The 15650-nt window shown below is 68.4% G+C and carries 18 protein-coding genes and 1 tRNA gene; 14 read left to right on the top strand and 5 right to left on the bottom strand.

Annotated elements, in window-relative coordinates; genetic code table 11:
- Position 1: 1 nt before the first annotated feature.
- The 3 genes from ACQR3U_RS19590 to ACQR3U_RS19580 form a co-directional block, all read right to left on the bottom strand.
- On the bottom strand, positions 2–214 hold the full coding sequence (locus ACQR3U_RS19590) for a DUF4287 domain-containing protein (protein ID WP_230811210.1): 213 nt from the start codon (positions 212–214) through the stop codon (positions 2–4).
- A 120-nt stretch (positions 215–334) separates the two neighbouring features.
- The gene (gene fabG, locus ACQR3U_RS19585; RefSeq protein WP_033097457.1) at positions 335–1093 is read right to left on the bottom strand and encodes a 3-oxoacyl-ACP reductase FabG; all 759 of its coding nucleotides are present in this window, start codon (positions 1091–1093) and stop codon (positions 335–337) included.
- Between the two features lie 32 nt (positions 1094–1125).
- Positions 1126–1887 carry an SDR family NAD(P)-dependent oxidoreductase gene (locus ACQR3U_RS19580; protein WP_230811211.1) on the bottom strand — a complete coding sequence of 254 codons (762 nt, stop codon included), beginning with the start codon at positions 1885–1887 and terminating at the stop codon, positions 1126–1128.
- Between the two features lie 292 nt (positions 1888–2179).
- Between ACQR3U_RS19580 and ACQR3U_RS19575 the strand changes: the two genes are divergently transcribed.
- The 9 genes from ACQR3U_RS19575 (at position 2180) to ACQR3U_RS19535 (ending at position 8949) form a co-directional block, all read left to right on the top strand.
- Positions 2180–2782: a TetR/AcrR family transcriptional regulator gene (locus ACQR3U_RS19575; RefSeq protein WP_230811212.1), complete on the top strand. Its 603-nt coding sequence runs from the start codon at positions 2180–2182 to the stop codon at positions 2780–2782.
- A gap of 103 nt (positions 2783–2885) precedes the next feature.
- A complete protein-coding gene (locus tag ACQR3U_RS19570; RefSeq protein ID WP_230811213.1) occupies positions 2886–4169 on the top strand; it encodes a PPE domain-containing protein in 1284 nt (427 codons plus the stop codon).
- 5 nt (positions 4170–4174) lie between these two features.
- A complete protein-coding gene (locus ACQR3U_RS19565; RefSeq protein WP_230811214.1) occupies positions 4175–4918 on the top strand; it encodes an ESX secretion-associated protein EspG in 744 nt (247 codons plus the stop codon).
- 37 nt (positions 4919–4955) lie between these two features.
- Entirely contained in the window at positions 4956–5429 is a 474-nt protein-coding gene (locus ACQR3U_RS19560; protein WP_230811215.1) for a DUF309 domain-containing protein, read from the top strand.
- A complete protein-coding gene (locus ACQR3U_RS19555; RefSeq protein WP_230811216.1) occupies positions 5429–6049 on the top strand; it encodes an LON peptidase substrate-binding domain-containing protein in 621 nt (206 codons plus the stop codon). Before ACQR3U_RS19560 ends, ACQR3U_RS19555 begins: the two co-directional genes overlap by 1 nt.
- A gap of 101 nt (positions 6050–6150) precedes the next feature.
- The gene (locus ACQR3U_RS19550) at positions 6151–6633 is read left to right on the top strand and encodes a nuclear transport factor 2 family protein (protein WP_006553193.1); all 483 of its coding nucleotides are present in this window, start codon (positions 6151–6153) and stop codon (positions 6631–6633) included.
- Positions 6633–7463 (top strand): SDR family NAD(P)-dependent oxidoreductase, encoded by an 831-nt coding sequence (locus ACQR3U_RS19545; RefSeq protein WP_019288229.1) that lies wholly within the window; start codon positions 6633–6635, stop codon positions 7461–7463. The genes ACQR3U_RS19550 and ACQR3U_RS19545 overlap by 1 nt, the downstream gene beginning before the upstream one ends.
- A gap of 148 nt (positions 7464–7611) precedes the next feature.
- A tRNA-Met gene (locus ACQR3U_RS19540) sits at positions 7612–7688 on the top strand.
- A gap of 130 nt (positions 7689–7818) precedes the next feature.
- Positions 7819–8949, top strand: a complete 1131-nt coding sequence (locus ACQR3U_RS19535; RefSeq protein WP_019288228.1) for an AI-2E family transporter — start codon at positions 7819–7821, stop codon at positions 8947–8949.
- Between the two features lie 55 nt (positions 8950–9004).
- Here the strand turns inward: ACQR3U_RS19535 and ACQR3U_RS19530 are convergent, their stop codons facing one another.
- Both ACQR3U_RS19530 and ACQR3U_RS19525 read right to left on the bottom strand, forming a co-directional pair.
- The gene (locus ACQR3U_RS19530) at positions 9005–9652 is read right to left on the bottom strand and encodes a CoA transferase subunit B (protein WP_019288227.1); all 648 of its coding nucleotides are present in this window, start codon (positions 9650–9652) and stop codon (positions 9005–9007) included.
- Positions 9649–10395: a CoA transferase subunit A gene (locus tag ACQR3U_RS19525; protein WP_006553189.1), complete on the bottom strand. Its 747-nt coding sequence runs from the start codon at positions 10393–10395 to the stop codon at positions 9649–9651. Before ACQR3U_RS19525 ends, ACQR3U_RS19530 begins: the two co-directional genes overlap by 4 nt.
- Before the next feature lie 154 nt (positions 10396–10549).
- On the opposite strand from ACQR3U_RS19525, the gene pcaB reads away from it, so the two are divergent.
- The 5 genes from pcaB (at position 10550) to ACQR3U_RS19500 (ending at position 15621) form a co-directional block, all read left to right on the top strand.
- On the top strand, positions 10550–11899 hold the full coding sequence (gene pcaB, locus ACQR3U_RS19520) for a 3-carboxy-cis,cis-muconate cycloisomerase (RefSeq protein ID WP_230811217.1): 1350 nt from the start codon (positions 10550–10552) through the stop codon (positions 11897–11899).
- Positions 11896–13068: a 3-oxoadipate enol-lactonase gene (gene pcaD / locus ACQR3U_RS19515; RefSeq protein ID WP_033097462.1), complete on the top strand. Its 1173-nt coding sequence runs from the start codon at positions 11896–11898 to the stop codon at positions 13066–13068. Before pcaB ends, pcaD begins: the two co-directional genes overlap by 4 nt.
- Positions 13065–13886 (top strand): IclR family transcriptional regulator domain-containing protein, encoded by an 822-nt coding sequence (locus tag ACQR3U_RS19510; RefSeq protein ID WP_230811218.1) that lies wholly within the window; start codon positions 13065–13067, stop codon positions 13884–13886. The genes pcaD and ACQR3U_RS19510 overlap by 4 nt, the downstream gene beginning before the upstream one ends.
- A gap of 22 nt (positions 13887–13908) precedes the next feature.
- Positions 13909–15120 carry an acetyl-CoA C-acetyltransferase gene (locus tag ACQR3U_RS19505; protein WP_006553185.1) on the top strand — a complete coding sequence of 404 codons (1212 nt, stop codon included), beginning with the start codon at positions 13909–13911 and terminating at the stop codon, positions 15118–15120.
- A gap of 66 nt (positions 15121–15186) precedes the next feature.
- A complete protein-coding gene (locus ACQR3U_RS19500; RefSeq protein WP_174556246.1) occupies positions 15187–15621 on the top strand; it encodes a DoxX family protein in 435 nt (144 codons plus the stop codon).
- Positions 15622–15650 lie beyond the last annotated feature (29 nt).

Here is a 15650-nt window from a genome sequence, read left to right as displayed (position 1 = left end):
GTCACTCGGACTTCTGTTCCTTCAGAGTGTGGGCGACGAGAGCATTCGCGTGCCCGTGGCCCATCCCGTGTTCCTGCTTCAGCCAGTTCACGAGCTCCATGTGCTCGGCGAGATCCGAGGCGCGGATGATGTTCTTCCACTCCTCGATCGGGCGTCCGTACTTCTGCTCGATCGACGGAAAGTACGACTGGGGCCCCTTGACCTTCTCGCTCATGCCGGAGAGGTCAACCGCGGCGACCGACACGGTCGGGCCGTTCCGTTCGATCCGCAACAGAAAAGACCGCGGCGCCGCAGTCCCGGATGGGACGCGGCGGCACGGATGTACGGAAGGGGATCAGGCCTTCGGGCCACCGGCCACGTAGATGACCTGACCGGACACGAAGCCCGCGCCCTCGGACGCGAGGAACGATGCGGTGTGGGCGATGTCGTCGACCTCGCCGATACGGCCGACCGGGATGTCGGCCGCGATGTTCGACTTGAAGTCGTCGAACGACAGGCCGAGACGCTCGGCGGTCGCGGCGGTCATCTCGGTGGCAATGAAGCCCGGCGCGATGGCGTTGGCGGTGACACCGAACTTGCCCAGCTCGATCGCGAGGGTCTTCGTGAAGCCCTGCATGCCGGCCTTGGCAGCGGAGTAGTTGACCTGGCCGCGGTTGCCGAGGGCCGAGGTGCTCGAGAGGTTGACGATGCGACCGAACTTGGCGTCGACCATGTAGCTCTGGACGGCACGCGTCATGAGGAAGGCGCCACGCAGGTGCACGTTCATGACGGCGTCCCAGTCCTCGACCGTCATCTTGAACAGCAGGTTGTCGCGCGTGATGCCGGCGTTGTTGATCAGGACGGTGGGCTCGCCGAGTTCGGTGGCGACCTTCTCGACGGCAGCGGCGACGGACTTCTCGTCGGAGACGTCGGCGCCCACGGCGAGTGCCTTGCCACCGGCGGACTCGATAGCCGAAACGGTGTCCTGGCAGGCGGATTCGTCGAGGTCGAGGACGGCGACCCGGTAGCCGTCGCCGGCGAGCCGCTTCGCTACGGCTGCGCCGATGCCGCGTGCGGCTCCGGTGACGATGGCAGTGCGGGGCTGTGTGCTCATAGCGTTCCTCCGTTGGGGGATGGGTGGTGCCGTCAGGTGATGGTGAGTCCGCCGTCCACGGCGATGGTCTGACCGGTGACGTAGGCGGCGGCGTCGGATGCCAGCCAGACTGCGGTGGCCGCGATCTCCTCGGAATCGCCGGTCCGGCCGAGGATGATTCGCTGCTTCATCGAGTCGAGGTATCCGGGCTGGTATTCGTCCGTCATCTCCGTCCGGAAGAAGCCGGGTGCGATGGCGTTGACGCGGATTCCCTTGCGTGCTCCCCACTGCTGCGCGAGGTCGCGCGTGAGGCCGATGACGCCCGCCTTACTGGCCGAGTACGCGGCCTGCGGCAGGCCTGCCGTGGTGAGACCGAGAACCGACGAGATGTTGACGATCGAGCTACCGGGCTGCATCACACGGCCGACGGCCTGTGCCGCCCAATAGGATCCGTTCAGGTTGATGTCGATGACCTGCCGGAACTGCTCGGGGGTCTCCTTGGTGGCGGGCACGGCGGTGCCGATACCGGCATTGTTGATGAGGATGTCCACCCGGCCGAGTTGCTCGACCGCATGATCGACCATGCGCTGCGCCTGTTCGGGATCGGCGATGTCGGTCTCGACCGTGACGGCCTGCCGTCCGGTCTCCCGGACCAGCGCGGCGGTCTCCTCGAGACGGTCGACGCGGCGTGCGGCGAGCACGACGTCGGCCCCTGCCTCGGCCAGCCCTCGGGTGAATGCGACACCGAGGCCCGAAGAGGCACCGGTGACGATGGCAACGCGGCCGTCGAGACGGAAGCGGTCGAGCACGGACATACGTCATCTCCTCGCTGTGACGGGGCCTACAGGAACTGTATAGCCGACCGCCTTCTCATCCAGCAAACAGCCTGTATCCAATTTGATTGGACAGCAATGCCTTTCAGAGCCAGTTCCTATTCGTCTCTTCGGCGGATCCTATGTTGCCGCGGGCGTTGCAGCGCGGAGAGGACTCCGCGTCGCACCCACCGTTACCAAGTCGATAAGCACTGGCTTATTTCTAAGCGCTCGCTTATCGTGCGATGCCGTAGCGGGCTTGTCAACACCAACCGGACAGAACGGAAGCGCTCTCGTGAGTGATGCATGGGACGACGTCGTCGGCGGATCCAAGGCCGCGGCTCGCATCCGCACGGCCGCGATAGACGAGTTCGCGGAGCACGGCTACGGCGGCACCACGACGCGCCGGATCGCGGCGCGACTCGGCATGAGTCCCGCCGCGATGTATCCGCACTACGCGTCCAAGGAGGAGCTACTTTTCGCCATCGCCTACGAGGGACACGCGCTCGCCCTGCAGGTCGTCGAGAACGCTGACCGCCCCGATGCCGAGCCGTCCGTTCGGCTCGCCTCCGTCATCGGCCGCTTCGCCGCCTGGCAGGCGGAGAACCACCGATGGAGCCGGGTCATCCAGTACGAGCTGGCCGCGCTCGACCGCGAGCACTACCGCACGATCGTCGGACTACGACGGCAGACCACGCAGGTCGTGCGGGGTGTCGTGGACGCCGGCCACGTCTCGGGCGAGTTCACCTTCCCGGATGCCGAAGGTGTCACTCTCGCCCTGATGTCGCTCTGCGTCGACGTGTGCCGTTGGTATCCCTCGGGCCGCTACGACGACGCCGCGACGATCAGCGACCTGTATGCCGATCTTGCCCTGCGTCTGGTCGGTGCCGTGCGTTAGCATCGTCGCCACCATCGGATCGGGGGGATCTACGTGGGCAGGGGGATATCGCGCCGCCGTCGGCTCCTCGAGACGCGAGAGCATCGAGGGGGAGCTGTCGTCCATGTCCACGAATGACAACGTCGTCGACCGACTACTGGTGTCGCTCGGGGTCGACGCCCCAGCCCCCGACTCCGTCGCCCGCCGGCAGTCCAATTACGACGCGCTGGCCGCGCGCATCGACGCGGGAGTCGATCCCGAATACATCGCAGCATTCGAGAACTTCCACGGCATGGAGCATGCCGACATCCACCGGCTCGCCCAGAGCATCAATCCCGTCGCGATGACCACCCTGGCCACCGAATGGGCCGAACTCGGAAAGGGTTTCAGCCTCACCGTCGCGTGGGGAACGCTGATGATCCGCAAGCTCATCGGCCAACACTGGGAGGGTCCGGCGGCCGACGCCGCGATGGGCGCGACGGTGCGATTCGGCGAATCCGCACAACAGTTGTCCGATGCCGCACGCGCGACGTCCGAGAAACTCCGTATTGCCGCCGACGTCGGCGAACGGGTGCGAGCGTCCGTGCCTCCACCCACGGTGATTACGTCGTCGGTGCTGTACGCGCTCGATCCCGTCGCAGGTGCTGCTGCCGCCCGCCAGGAGGAAGCCGTTCGCGCCCAGGCCGTGCGGGTGATGGAAGCCCTCTACAAGCCGTACTACCGCGATTCCGGCACGGCGGTTCCGGTCCTGCCCTCCCCGTATGCCGCCACGACGAGTCGCGCCACGGAGGCATTCGTTCCCCAGGGTTACACCACACCAGGTGTCGGCGGCGCCCGGACCGCCGGCGACCCGACCGGAATCCCGGGCGGGGACGGAGAACGTCCGGGTGGGCAGACCGCCGCGGAAGCGGAGAACCGTACGGACGCACCGTCGTCCGGTGAAGGCACGGACGGCCGGGCGGAAGGTACCGATTCGGCAGGTGGCGTGGGTTCGAACGAGTCCGCAGCGACCACTCCTGCATCCACCTCCCCGGCCGCGGGCGGCAACTCCGCGAGCCCGACCGGTCAGTCGTACGGTTCGCCGCCCTCCGGGTCGGGCGGAGGTGTCGGCGGTGGCCTACCGGGCGCCGGGGGGGTCGGCTCTGCGGGCGCATCGCCCGCGGCGGGTCCCGCTCCGCTCGTCGCCGGAGCTGCGCCCGCCGGTGGTGTCGCCGGTGGGCCCGGTGCCGCCGCAGCGCGGGGTGCCGGCGCCCGTCCGTTCGGCATGATGCCGGGAATGATCCCGCCGGCCTCGTCCCGCGGCGACGAGCAGGACAAACGCGCGGCCGGTTATCTCGTCACCGGTGAGAACGGGAACGAACTGATCGGGTCGCTGCCCGACACCGCCCCGCCGATTCTGGGGGCCTGAACGCTATGGACCGGCATCTCACACCCGACCGATTCCTGGCGGCGTGGACCGCCGCGGGCGGCGACGAGTTCCCCTTCCCACTGCGTTATCGCACCTCAGCGATATGGGAGGACGAGCACGCCGCGAACCTCCAGGCCGCCCGCACGTGGCTGCACGAGACACCCGACCCTGCCCTCGACGACGCGATGCGGATCCTGCTGATCGGGGAGGTCGCGGTGGAGGTCTACGGCCGCTCCACCGACCCGGCCTACGAGGTCTTCGTCCGTGCCGCCGCGACCGGCGAGCAGGCCGTCCTCGCCCGTCAGGCGCCTGCCGCAGGCGACATCCGCATCACCACGACCACCGACCTCGCGGGTGCGATCCTCGGGCACCTTCCGGTCGTGGCAGCGGGCCGCGAACACGCACGCACCGCGCCGAGCCGGGATGTGCTCGAGCCCTCCGAATTCGGCGCTGTCCGGCGCCCTGCGGGTGGCACGCACGCAGAGTCGTTGCGCCGGTTGCTGCGTCGCGAACGCACGGCCACCGGCAGCATCCGCATCCTGCGGTACTCGAATCCGGGGTACACACCCGTCGCCGACATCGGCTGGTTCGACGTCGTGGGCGACGGCCGGTATCTCTTCGTCCCCGGTCCCGACCTCCGCGTCGCACCGGGCACCGTCGACGCTTTCGTCCGGGAACTGTCGGCGCAACTGTCCCGGATGCGCAGGCCCTCGCACGAGGGTCGGAGCGGCGTTCTGCGACGCCAGTGATCCCTTCCCGAAGCGGCCGTTCGTCTAGGCTGGCGACATGACGGACCGGGACCGCACACCCGACGGCAGGCCGCAGAACGCGCGTCCGCGCGACGCCCTGGGGCGTCCGTTGCCGCCGGACGAAGAAGGCGTCGAACGTGTTCCCGAAGACCTCGATCTGGATGTCGAGGAGACCATCGCCGAAGGTCAGCGTCTCCTCGACCACGGTTTTCCGTTCCATGCCCACGAGGTCTTCGAGGCAATGTGGAAGAAGGCACCACCCGAGGAACGGCCCCTGTGGCAGGGCCTCGCCCAGCTCGCCGTGGGGCTGACCCACCTGCTCCGGGGAAACCCCACCGGCGCGGAGTCACTGTTGAAGCAGGGACAGGCGCGGGTGCGGCACTACGAGGACGAACCGCCGTACCGGCTCGACATCGACGGCCTGGCGAGTTGGGCCGATCATCTGCTCACCGAGATCGCTCGCGACGAACCGATCCCCGCTCCCCCGACCCCGCGCCTGAGGATGCCCTGATGCCGACACTGCCCATGTTCCCGCTCGGCACCGCGCTGCTTCCCGGGTCCGACCTGCCGTTGCGCATCTTCGAGCCGAGGTACCAGCAACTCGTCCAGGACTGCACGGCATCGCCGGACGGCCCCCGCTTCGGAGTCGTCCTCATCGCCCGGGGACACGAGGTGGGCGGAGGCGAGCAGCGACACGACGTCGGCACCGTCGCGCGGATCATGGTCGACACCGACGTCGGTGCAGGTCGCCGCGAACTCGAATGCATTGCAGAGGAACGCATTCGCGTCATCCGATGGTTGCCCGACGATCCCTACCCCATCGCCGAGGTGGAGTCCTGGCCCGACACCGATTCGGGGCCGGTGGATTTCGCCGCGATCACCGGACCGATGGGCCGGTTGTACGGGGTGCTCGACCGCCTCACGGGTGGCCGTGCTCCGTTGCCTCCCGCCACCACCGAACTACCGGAGGATCCCGGGGCGCGACTGTTCGCGCTCGCCCGGTACGTACCGATGGGCGAAGCGGACCGGTACGCGGTTCTCGCCGCACCGGGTCCGGCCGAACGTATGGCCGTGCTGCTCGAAGCGATCTCTACCGCAGTCGATCTCGCGGAATGGAAGCTGAAGGGCTGAGACGCGTGCGCCCACCCGGTGAGTGGGAACATCGCACCGCCGGTCTCGCGGTAGCGGGCTAGGGTCCGGGACACCGTTCGTCCCCGACCGGAAGGCACCCGATGGACACCGTCGAACAACGGTTGGCCCGACTCGAAGCCCTCGAAGAGATCAGGATGCTCAAGCATCGCTACTTCCGGGCGTGCGACGCCAAGGACCCGGAGGCGATGCGTGCATGCTTCGTCGCGCACGGCGCCGACATCTACTACGGACCGGCGCTGGGCAGCTTCGACGATGCCGACGCCCTGGTCGACATCTACTCCCGGATCGCTCTGGAACGGGTCGACGACCGCTACGTCGTGCTCGACATGCATCACGGCATGCATCCGAGCATCCACCTGACCGGGTCCGACACCGCGACCGGCGCCTGGACGCTGCGATTTCGGCAGGTGGATCTGCGTGCGCGCACCGAACGGGTCACCGCGCTCGACTACGACGACGACTACGTGGTCGAGAACGGCGAATGGAAGATCTCCCGCTGCCACGTGAAGGTGCTGTGGTCGATCCAGCGGGCTCTCACCGACGACGTGGAAGTGGTGCAGTGATGGCAGAAGCAAAGGTCGCGCTGGTCACCGGCGCGAGTCGCAGCGTCGGCAAGGGCATCGCGTGCGCGCTCGGCTCCGACGGCTGGACCGTCTACGTCACCGCCCGCGGCCCCGTCGGCGTCGACGGACCGCTCGACCGCACCGCGGCGGAGGTCACCGAACGCGGCGGGTACGGCATCGCGGTGCAGTGCGACCACCGCGACGACGCGCAGATCCACGAACTGTTCGGCCGGATCGCCGACGAGCAGGACTCCCGCCTCGACCTGCTCGTCAACAACGTGTGGGCGTCACCGCCGGGGTTCGCGGGATTCTCCGAACCGTTCTGGAAGCGTCCGATCAGCGACTGGGACAGCCTGATCGGCGTCGGTCTCCGCGCGCACTACGTCGCCTCCGTCGAAGCCGCGCAACTGATGGTGCCGCGCAACAGCGGGATGATCATCAATATCTCGTCGTTCGGCACCCGCGGCTACCTGCATTCGGTGCTGTACGGCATGTCGAAGGCGGGCCTGGACAAGATGGCCGCCGATATGGCCGTCGAACTCCGCGGCACCGGGGTGACCACCCTGTCGCTGTGGCCGGGGCTGGTGAAGAACGAGGCCATGCTCGCCCGCGGCATCGACAACTTCGAGGGCTTCTCGCTGGCCAACGCCGAGACACCGGAGTTCATCGGACGGGTGATCGTCGCGCTCGCGGCCGACCCCGAGGTGAACGCGCGCAGCGGTCGCACCCTCATCACCGCCGAAACCGCACTCGACTACGGCATCGTGGACGCCGAAGGCAACCAACCCGATTCACACCGGGACATCTTCGGGGGCGGGCCGTTGTTCTGACGACGACCGCGGCTGTCGGGAGGCGAAGCCAGGGGAGGTTGTGTGCGTCGGAACCGCGGAAGTCGCACACAACCTCCCCCTCGATTCGGCGGCCCGGACGAGGGGTGGTCGGAGCACCCTCGGAAGTCGTGTATGGTTGGACATGCAACGCGGGGTGGAGCAGCTCGGTAGCTCGCTGGGCTCATAACCCAGAGGTCGCAGGTTCGAATCCTGTCCCCGCTACCACCGACCGGCCCGGACTCACACGAGTCCGGGCCGGTTCTTTTGTGAATGCTCCTCGGTCTCGGTACGGCTCCCCCGGCCGCGCTCACCGAGTAGATTTCGCGGCAGAGTCTCTGCAGAGCGGGAGGGTGTGATGGCCAAGCGCGCAACCGTCGCCGATCGACCACGAACTCCCCGCTGGCTCCGGCCCACGATCGTCGGTGTTCTGCTGGCCGTCGCCTTCTATCAGATGTCGGGCTGGCTCTTCCACAATCTGAAGGGTTTCCTCGGCCTGCTGTTCCTGGCGTGGTTGTTCAGCATCACCATCGAACCGATCGTCGACCGCCTCGAACGGTTCGGGATGCGTCGCGGTGCCGGCACCGGCCTCGTGCTGTTCTCCCTGATCGCACTCACCATCGGGTTCTTCGCGGTGTTCGGCACGCTCCTGTTCGACCAGATCGCCCAGTTGCTCACCACACTTCCGGATGCGCTCACACGCATCACCGATTGGGCGAACCGCACCTTCGACACCAACTTCAAGACCGGGGACGAACTGTTCAAGATCACGCCCGATACGGTTCGCGATCTGGCGCAACGGTTCACGCCCGGTGTCCTCGGCGTCCTCAGCACTCTGGTCGGTGCCCTGTTCCAGATCCTGACGATGCTGCTGTTCGTCTTCTACATGTCGGCCGAGGGGCCGAAGATGCGCCGGACGATCGCGAGCTGGTTCCCGGCCCGGCAGCAGCAGCTGATCGCGAACGTGTGGGAGACCTCGGTGGAGAAGGCCGGCGGCTATGTCGTCTCCCGGTTGATCCTCGCCGCCGCGGCGTCGATCTTCACCGGAATCTTCTTCCTCATCATCGGGGTTCCGTACTGGCTGCCCCTCGCGATCTGGACCGGGGTGGTCTCGCAGTTCATCCCCACCCTCGGCACCTATCTCGCGATCGGGCTCCCCGCGCTCATCGCCGCGGTGCAGCAACCGCTCGACGGCGTGTGGGTGATCGCCTTCGGCACGGTCTACCAGCAGATCGAGAACTATGTGCTGCACCCGCGCATCACGGCCCGCACGGTGTCGATCCACCCGGCGGTGGCGTTCGGTTCGGTGATCGTCGGCGCCACCCTGTTCGGCCCGGTGGGGGCTCTGGTGTCCGTGCCGGTGGTGGCGATCCTGCAGGCGCTGGCCGAGTCGTTCGGGCACCGCTACGAACTGATCCCGGAGGTGGGTGGAGAGGAACCGGAACCCGACGCCCCGGAGCTCACGGCAGACAACGACGACTACGACTGAGAGACGAGAGGGCCGGGCGTGAGATCTTCTCGCGCCCGGCCCCGTCGTCGTCCGATCAGACGATCAGCTTCGCCGCCGTCGCAGCGACGACGTCCTCGGTGGTCACGCCGGGTGCCGTCTCGACGAGCTTCAGTCCCTCGTCGGTGACGTCGATGACCGCGAGGTCGGTGATGATGCGCTGCACGCATCCACGACCGGTGAGCGGCAGGACGCACTCCTCGAGGATCTTCGGGTCGCCCTTCTTGGTGACGTGATCCATCATCACGATGACGCGCTTGGCGCCGTGGACGAGGTCCATCGCGCCGCCCATGCCCTTGACCATCGCACCGGGCACCATCCAGTTGGCGATGTCGCCCTTGGCGGAGACCTGCATCGCGCCGAGGACGGCGACGTCGATCTGGCCGCCGCGGATCATGCCGAACGACTGCGCCGAGTCGAAGTACGACGCGCCGGGGATCGCGGTGATCGTCTCCTTGCCGGCGTTGATGAGCTCGGGGTCGAGTTCGTCCTCGGTCGGGTACGGGCCGACGCCGAGCACACCGTTCTCCGAGTGCAGGATGACCTCGACGCCGGATTCGAGGTAGTTCGGCACGAGGGTGGGCATGCCGATTCCGAGGTTGACGTACTGGCCGTCCTCGAGTTCCTTGGCGACGCGTGCCGCCATCTCCTCGCGGGTCAGCCCCTTCTTCGTTGCCTGTGTCATGAGCGCACCGTCCGGTTCTCGATGCCGACCTCGACGGGGCCGACGTGTACGACACGCTGCACGTGGATGCCGGGCGTGTGGATTTCGTTGGGGTCGAGTTCGCCGGGTTCGACGAGGTGCTCGACCTGCGCGATCGTGATGCGCCCCGAGGCGGCGGCCGGCGGGTTGAAGTTGCGGGCGCTTGCTCGGTAGACGAGGTTGCCGTGGCGGTCGCCCTTCCAGGCGTGCACGAGCGCGTAATCGGCGACGATGCCGCGTTCGAGCACGTAGGTTTCGCCGTCGAACTCCCGGGTCTCCTTCGGCTGCGACGCGAGGGCGATGCCGCCGTGACCGTCGTAGCGCAGCGGGAGTCCGCCTTCCTCGACGGCCGTGCCGACGCCTGCCGGGGTGAAGAAGGCGGGGATGCCCGCACCACCGGCGCGCAGGCGCTCGGCGAGCGTGCCCTGCGGAGTGAGTTCGACTTCGAGTTCACCGGCGAGGTACTGGCGCGCGAACTCCTTGTTGGAGCCGACGTACGACGAGATGGTGCGGCGGATGCGGCCCTTCTCGAGCAGCAGGCCGAGCCCGAAGCCGTCGGTACCGCAGTTGTTGCTGACGGTCTCGAGGTCGGTGGCGCCCTGATCGAGCAACGCGTTGATGAGGATCTCGGGGATGCCGACCAGACCGAACCCTCCGACAGCGATCGTGACGCCGTCGGGGATGTCGGCTACGGCCTCGGCGGCGGAGGCAACGACTTTGTCCATGTGTGCCACGATACCCTCAGGTGTACGTCATGTGAACTCCCGTCCGCAATGCGAACAAACCCGCGTAGGATCGTTGCGCGCGCAGAACGGCCGCACTAGCCTGTTCGCATAGCGTCCATCCGTCCACATAGCGAACGTTTCGGATCGGAGGTCCGTGTCCCCCTCATCCCCCGACCCCGGATATCGGGGTCCGCTGTTCGATCCCGTCTTCGGCGCGGACGAACTCGGCGTCGCCCTGTCGGATCGCGCGTGGATCGGTGCCCTGCTCGACGTGGAGGTCGCGCTGACCCGCGCGGCCGCCGCACTCGGCCGTGTCAAGAACACCCACGCCGACGCCGTCGCGACAGCCGCGGCCTCGCTCGCCGAGGAACTCGATCCCGCCGACCTCGGTCGACGGTCCGCGGCGGGGGGCAACGCCGTCATCCCCCTGGTCTCCCTGCTACGCGAGCGCGCCGACGCCCCTGCGCGCGCCGTGCACGTCGGCGCGACCAGCCAGGACGTGCTCGACACCGCGCTGATGCTGCTCGCCCGCCGCGCAGGAGGGATCGCCCTGGCGAACCTGCGCTCCGCAGCCGACGGCGCAGCCCGCCTCGCTGCCACCCATCGCGAGACACTGATGGTCGCGCGCACGCTCGGCCAGCAGGCACTGCCGACCACCTTCGGCGCGCTCGCCGCCGGCTGGCTCCTGTCCCTCGACGACGCCGCCGGCGCACTCGACCGCGTGTTGTCCGCCCTACCCGCCCAGTACGGCGGAGCCGCCGGCACGCTCGCCGCCGTCCATCCCGACGGTTTCGCGTTCGCCGACGCGGTCGCCGACCTGCTCGGGCTCGCGCGTCCCGTCGCGCCGTGGCACACCGCCCGCACCCCCGTCACGACCCTCGCGGGCACACTCGGTGTCGCCGCGGGCGCGGTCGCGAAACCCGCCACCGACGTCGTACTCATGGCGAGCACCGAGTTCGGTGAGGTGAGCGAGGATGCGCCCGGCGGTTCGTCGGCCATGCCGCACAAGCGCAATCCCGTCGCGGCGATCACCGCGCGCGCCGCTGCCCGGCGCGTTCCCGGTCTCGTCTCGACGATCCTGTCGTCGACCGACCACGAGTTCCAGCGGGCCGCCGGCGCCTGGCACGCCGAATGGGAGACCCTCGCCGACATCCTGCGCCTCACCGGCGGTGCCGCGCACCAACTCTCGACGAGCCTGAACGGTCTGCACGTCCACACCGACGCGCTCGACCGCAATCTCGCGCTCACCGGAGGGGCGATCCTCGCCGAGAAGGTCACGGCCGCACTCGCCGAACACACCGACGACGCCCGCTCGATCGTCACCGATGCGGCGGTCGCCGGTAGGTCGCTCGACGAGGATCCCGCCATCACCGCACATCTCGACCCGCAGGACGTGCGCGAACTTCTCGATCCCACGCGCTATCTCGGCCATGCCGCAGACATCGTCGATCGCGTTCTCGCCCGTCACGACAGCACGAACCGAACCACAGGAGATGCCCGATGACCGTCACGCTCAACTACGAACAGTACGGCGACCCCACGAAGCCGACCGTCTTGTTCCTCGGTTCGCTGGGTTCGGACCTGTCGATGTGGGGACCGCAGATCCACGCCCTGGCGACCGACTGGAACGTCGTCGCGGCCGACCATCGCGGGCACGGCGCATCGCCCGCGCCGTCCGGTCCCTACACGATCGAGGAACTCGCCGGTGACGTCGTCGCCCTGCTCGACTCGCTCGAACTCGGCGCCGTGCACTACGTCGGACTGTCGCTCGGCGGTGCCGTCGGGCAGTGGCTCGCGGCGCATCACCCCGAGCGCGTGCGCACGCTGACGCTGCTGTGCACCTCGCCGGCCTTCCAGCCCGCCCAGCCCTGGTACGACCGGGCGGCATCGGTCCGCAACGACGGCCTGGCCTCGATCGCCGATTCGATCGTCTCGCGGTGGTTCACTCCCGAACTGGCCGAACACGATCCGGAGCTCGTCGCCCGCCACGTCGAGATGGTGAAGGGCACCACCGACGAGGGCTACGCCGCGTGTTGCGAGGCACTGGCGACCTGGGACGGCCGTCCCGACCTCGCCCGGATCGTCGCGCCCACCCTGGTGATCGCCGGTGAGCAGGACCCCGCCACCCCGCCGTCGACGATGCAGCAACTGGCCGACGGAATCGCCGACTCCACCTTCCACGTCCTCTCCCCCGGCGCACACCTCGCCAACGTGGAGCAGGCAGGACGGGTCACGAAGCTGATCCGCGAGCACATCTCGTCGCGCGTCACGCCGTCCGCCGCACACCGCACCGCGGCGTTCGAGGAGGGTCTGCGGGTGCGCCGATCCGTCCTCGGTGACGCACACGTCGACCGGTCCATCGAGTCGGCCACCGAATTCACCCGGCCCTTCCAGGATTTCATCACCCGCACCGCGTGGGGAGACATCTGGGCGCGTCCGGGTCTGGACCACCGCACCCGCCGGCTGTTGACCCTCGCGATCCTCACCGCGGTCGGCAACGAGCACGAACTCGACATGCACATCCGTGCAGCCCTGCGCGCCGGGATCGATCCCGACGACCTCGTCGAGGTCTTTCTGCACACCGCGGTCTACGCGGGTGTCCCCAACAGCAACCGGGCATTCGCGCTCGGCAAGCAGGCACTCGCCGACACCGAGGGAGGTGCGGGCTCGTGAGCACTCCCGACGTCACCGCCCCCGAGGTCGTTCGCGAGAACCCCGGGGCGTCGCCCGATTACGTGCAGTCGCTGGCACGTGGCCTGTCGGTCATCAAGGCCTTCGGTGCGCACGCCCAGCGGCAGTCGCTCTCCGACGTCGCCCGCGCGACCGGACTCACCCGCGCTACTACGCGCCGATTCCTGTTGACTCTCATCGAACTCGGTTACGTCCGCACCGACGGATCCCAGTTCTGGCTCACCCCACGGGTGCTCGAACTCGGCTACAGCTACCTGTCGGCACTGACGCTGCCGGAGGTCGCGCGACCCCATCTCGAGGCGCTCGCCGAGAAAGTCAAGGAATCGACCTCGGTGTCGGTGCTCGACGGCACCGACGTCGTCTACGTCGCACGAGTTCCCGTCAGCCGCATCATGACCGTCACCATCACCCTCGGCACCCGTTTCCCCGCCTACGCGACCTCCATGGGACGGGTACTGCTCGCCGGTTTGAACGACGACGAACTCGACGCCTACCTCGCGCGCGCCGAATTCGCTCCCATCACCGGCAACACCGTCACCACCGCCGAGGAATTGCGCGCCGAGATCGCCACGGTACGACGCAACGGATACTGCATCGTCGACCAGGAACTCGAGGAGGGCCTGCGCTCGCTCGCCGCGCCCATCCGCGATGCGTCGGGAACCGTTGTGGCGTCGGTGAACCTGTCGACCCACGCGGCCCGCTACCGGATGGAGACCGTGCACGACGAGCTCGTCCCGGCGTTGCTCGCCACCGCCGGGGCGATCTCCACCGATCTCGCCCGCACCCAGACCCACCAGTGAACAACCCCGATCGAGGTACATCATGACCGACGTAGTGATCTGCGAACCCCTGCGCACCCCGGTAGGTAGGTTCGGAGGCGTCCTGAAGGACATCGCCCCCGAGGATCTCGCGGCCACCGTCATCCGCGAACTCGTCGCCCGCACCGGTATCACCGGTTCCGACATCGACGACGTCTTCCTCGGCCAGGCCTCCCCCAACGGTGAGGCCCCCGCCCTCGGCCGCGTCGCCGCCCTCAACGCCGGCCTCGGGGTGAACGTTCCGGGCCTGCAGGTCGACCGTCGCTGCGGCTCGGGTCTGCAGGCGATCGTGCAGGCCGTCATGCAGGTGCAGACCGGCGCGAGCGACCTGATCCTCGCCGGCGGCGCCGAATCGATGAGCCAGGCCGAGTTCTACGCCACCGGCATGCGCTGGGGCGTCAAGGGCGAAGCCGTCGCTCTGTCCGATCGCCTGGCCCGTGCCCGCGTCACCGCCGGCGGACGCGACTTCCCCGTGCCCGGCGGCATGATCGAGACCGCCGAGAACCTGCGCGCCGAGTTCTCCATCAGCCGTGAGGACCAGGACGCCCTGGCCGTGCAGTCGCACCAGCGGGCCGTCGCCGCGCAGAAGAACGGTGTGTTCGCGCAGGAGATCGTGTCCGTGAGCGTGCCGCAGCGCAAGGGCGATCCGCTCGTCGTCGACACCGACGAGCACCCCCGCGCCGACACCTCGATGGAGACCCTCGCCAAGCTGCGCCCGATCCGCGGCAAGATCGACCCCGAGTCCACCGTCACCGCCGGCAACGCCAGCGGCCAGAACGACGGTGCCGCCCTCGCGATCGTCACCACCACAGAGAAGGCCGCCGCGCTGGGTCTGCGTCCGCTGGCCCGCCTCGCAAGCTGGGCGGTGGCCGGTGTGCCGCCGCGCACCATGGGCATCGGCCCGGTGCCCGCCAGCGAGAAGGCGCTCGGCCGCCTCGGACTGACGCTCGCCGACATGGACGTCATCGAACTCAACGAGGCGTTCGCCGCACAGGCCCTGGCCGTCACCCGCTCGTGGGGCATCGAGGCCGACGACTCGCGCCTGAATCCCAACGGCTCCGGCATCTCCCTCGGACATCCGGTGGGCGCGACCGGCGGACGCATCCTCGCCACCTTGCTGCGCGAACTCGATCGTCGTGAGGGTCGCTACGGACTCGAGACGATGTGCATCGGCGGCGGCCAGGGGCTCGCCGCTGTATTCGAACGCATCGCCTGACGTGACCTACGGTGCTCGCGACGCGATCCCCGTCGCGAGCACCGTACAGTCCGTACGCTCGTGATCATGAGCGAAGTTCAGATAACTCCCCCGACCGAAGCCCCTGCTCCGCCCACGACACGAGCCCGGACCCTCGCGCGTTATCTGCTGGCCGCCTCACTCGTCTTCGCCGGACTGAGCCATCTCTTCTGGGCCCGCAAGGACTTCCAGGCGCAGGTGCCCGACTGGGTGCCGATGGACAAGGACGGCGTGGTCATGGCGTCCGGCGGTGTCGAGATCATGCTCGGCGCCGGACTCGCCGTGGCGAACCGCGACCGCGTCCGTGTCGGCCGCCTGGCCGCACTGTTCTTCGCCGCCGTCTTCCCGGGCAACATCGCCCAGTATCTCGGCAAGCGCAGCGCCTTCGGTCTCGACACCGACCGTAAGCGCCTGATCCGCTTGTTCTTCCAGCCCGTGCTCGTCCTGTGGGCCCTGTGGTCCACCGGAACCCCCCGACGCTGACGCGGCCGGCGCCGGAGGGCGGACCTGGT

Source organism: Rhodococcus sp. IEGM1339 (assembly GCF_050321925.1).
GTDB classification, from domain to species: Bacteria; Actinomycetota; Actinomycetes; order Mycobacteriales; family Mycobacteriaceae; genus Rhodococcus; species Rhodococcus pyridinivorans.
This window is presented reverse-complemented; position numbering and strand designations above follow the sequence as displayed.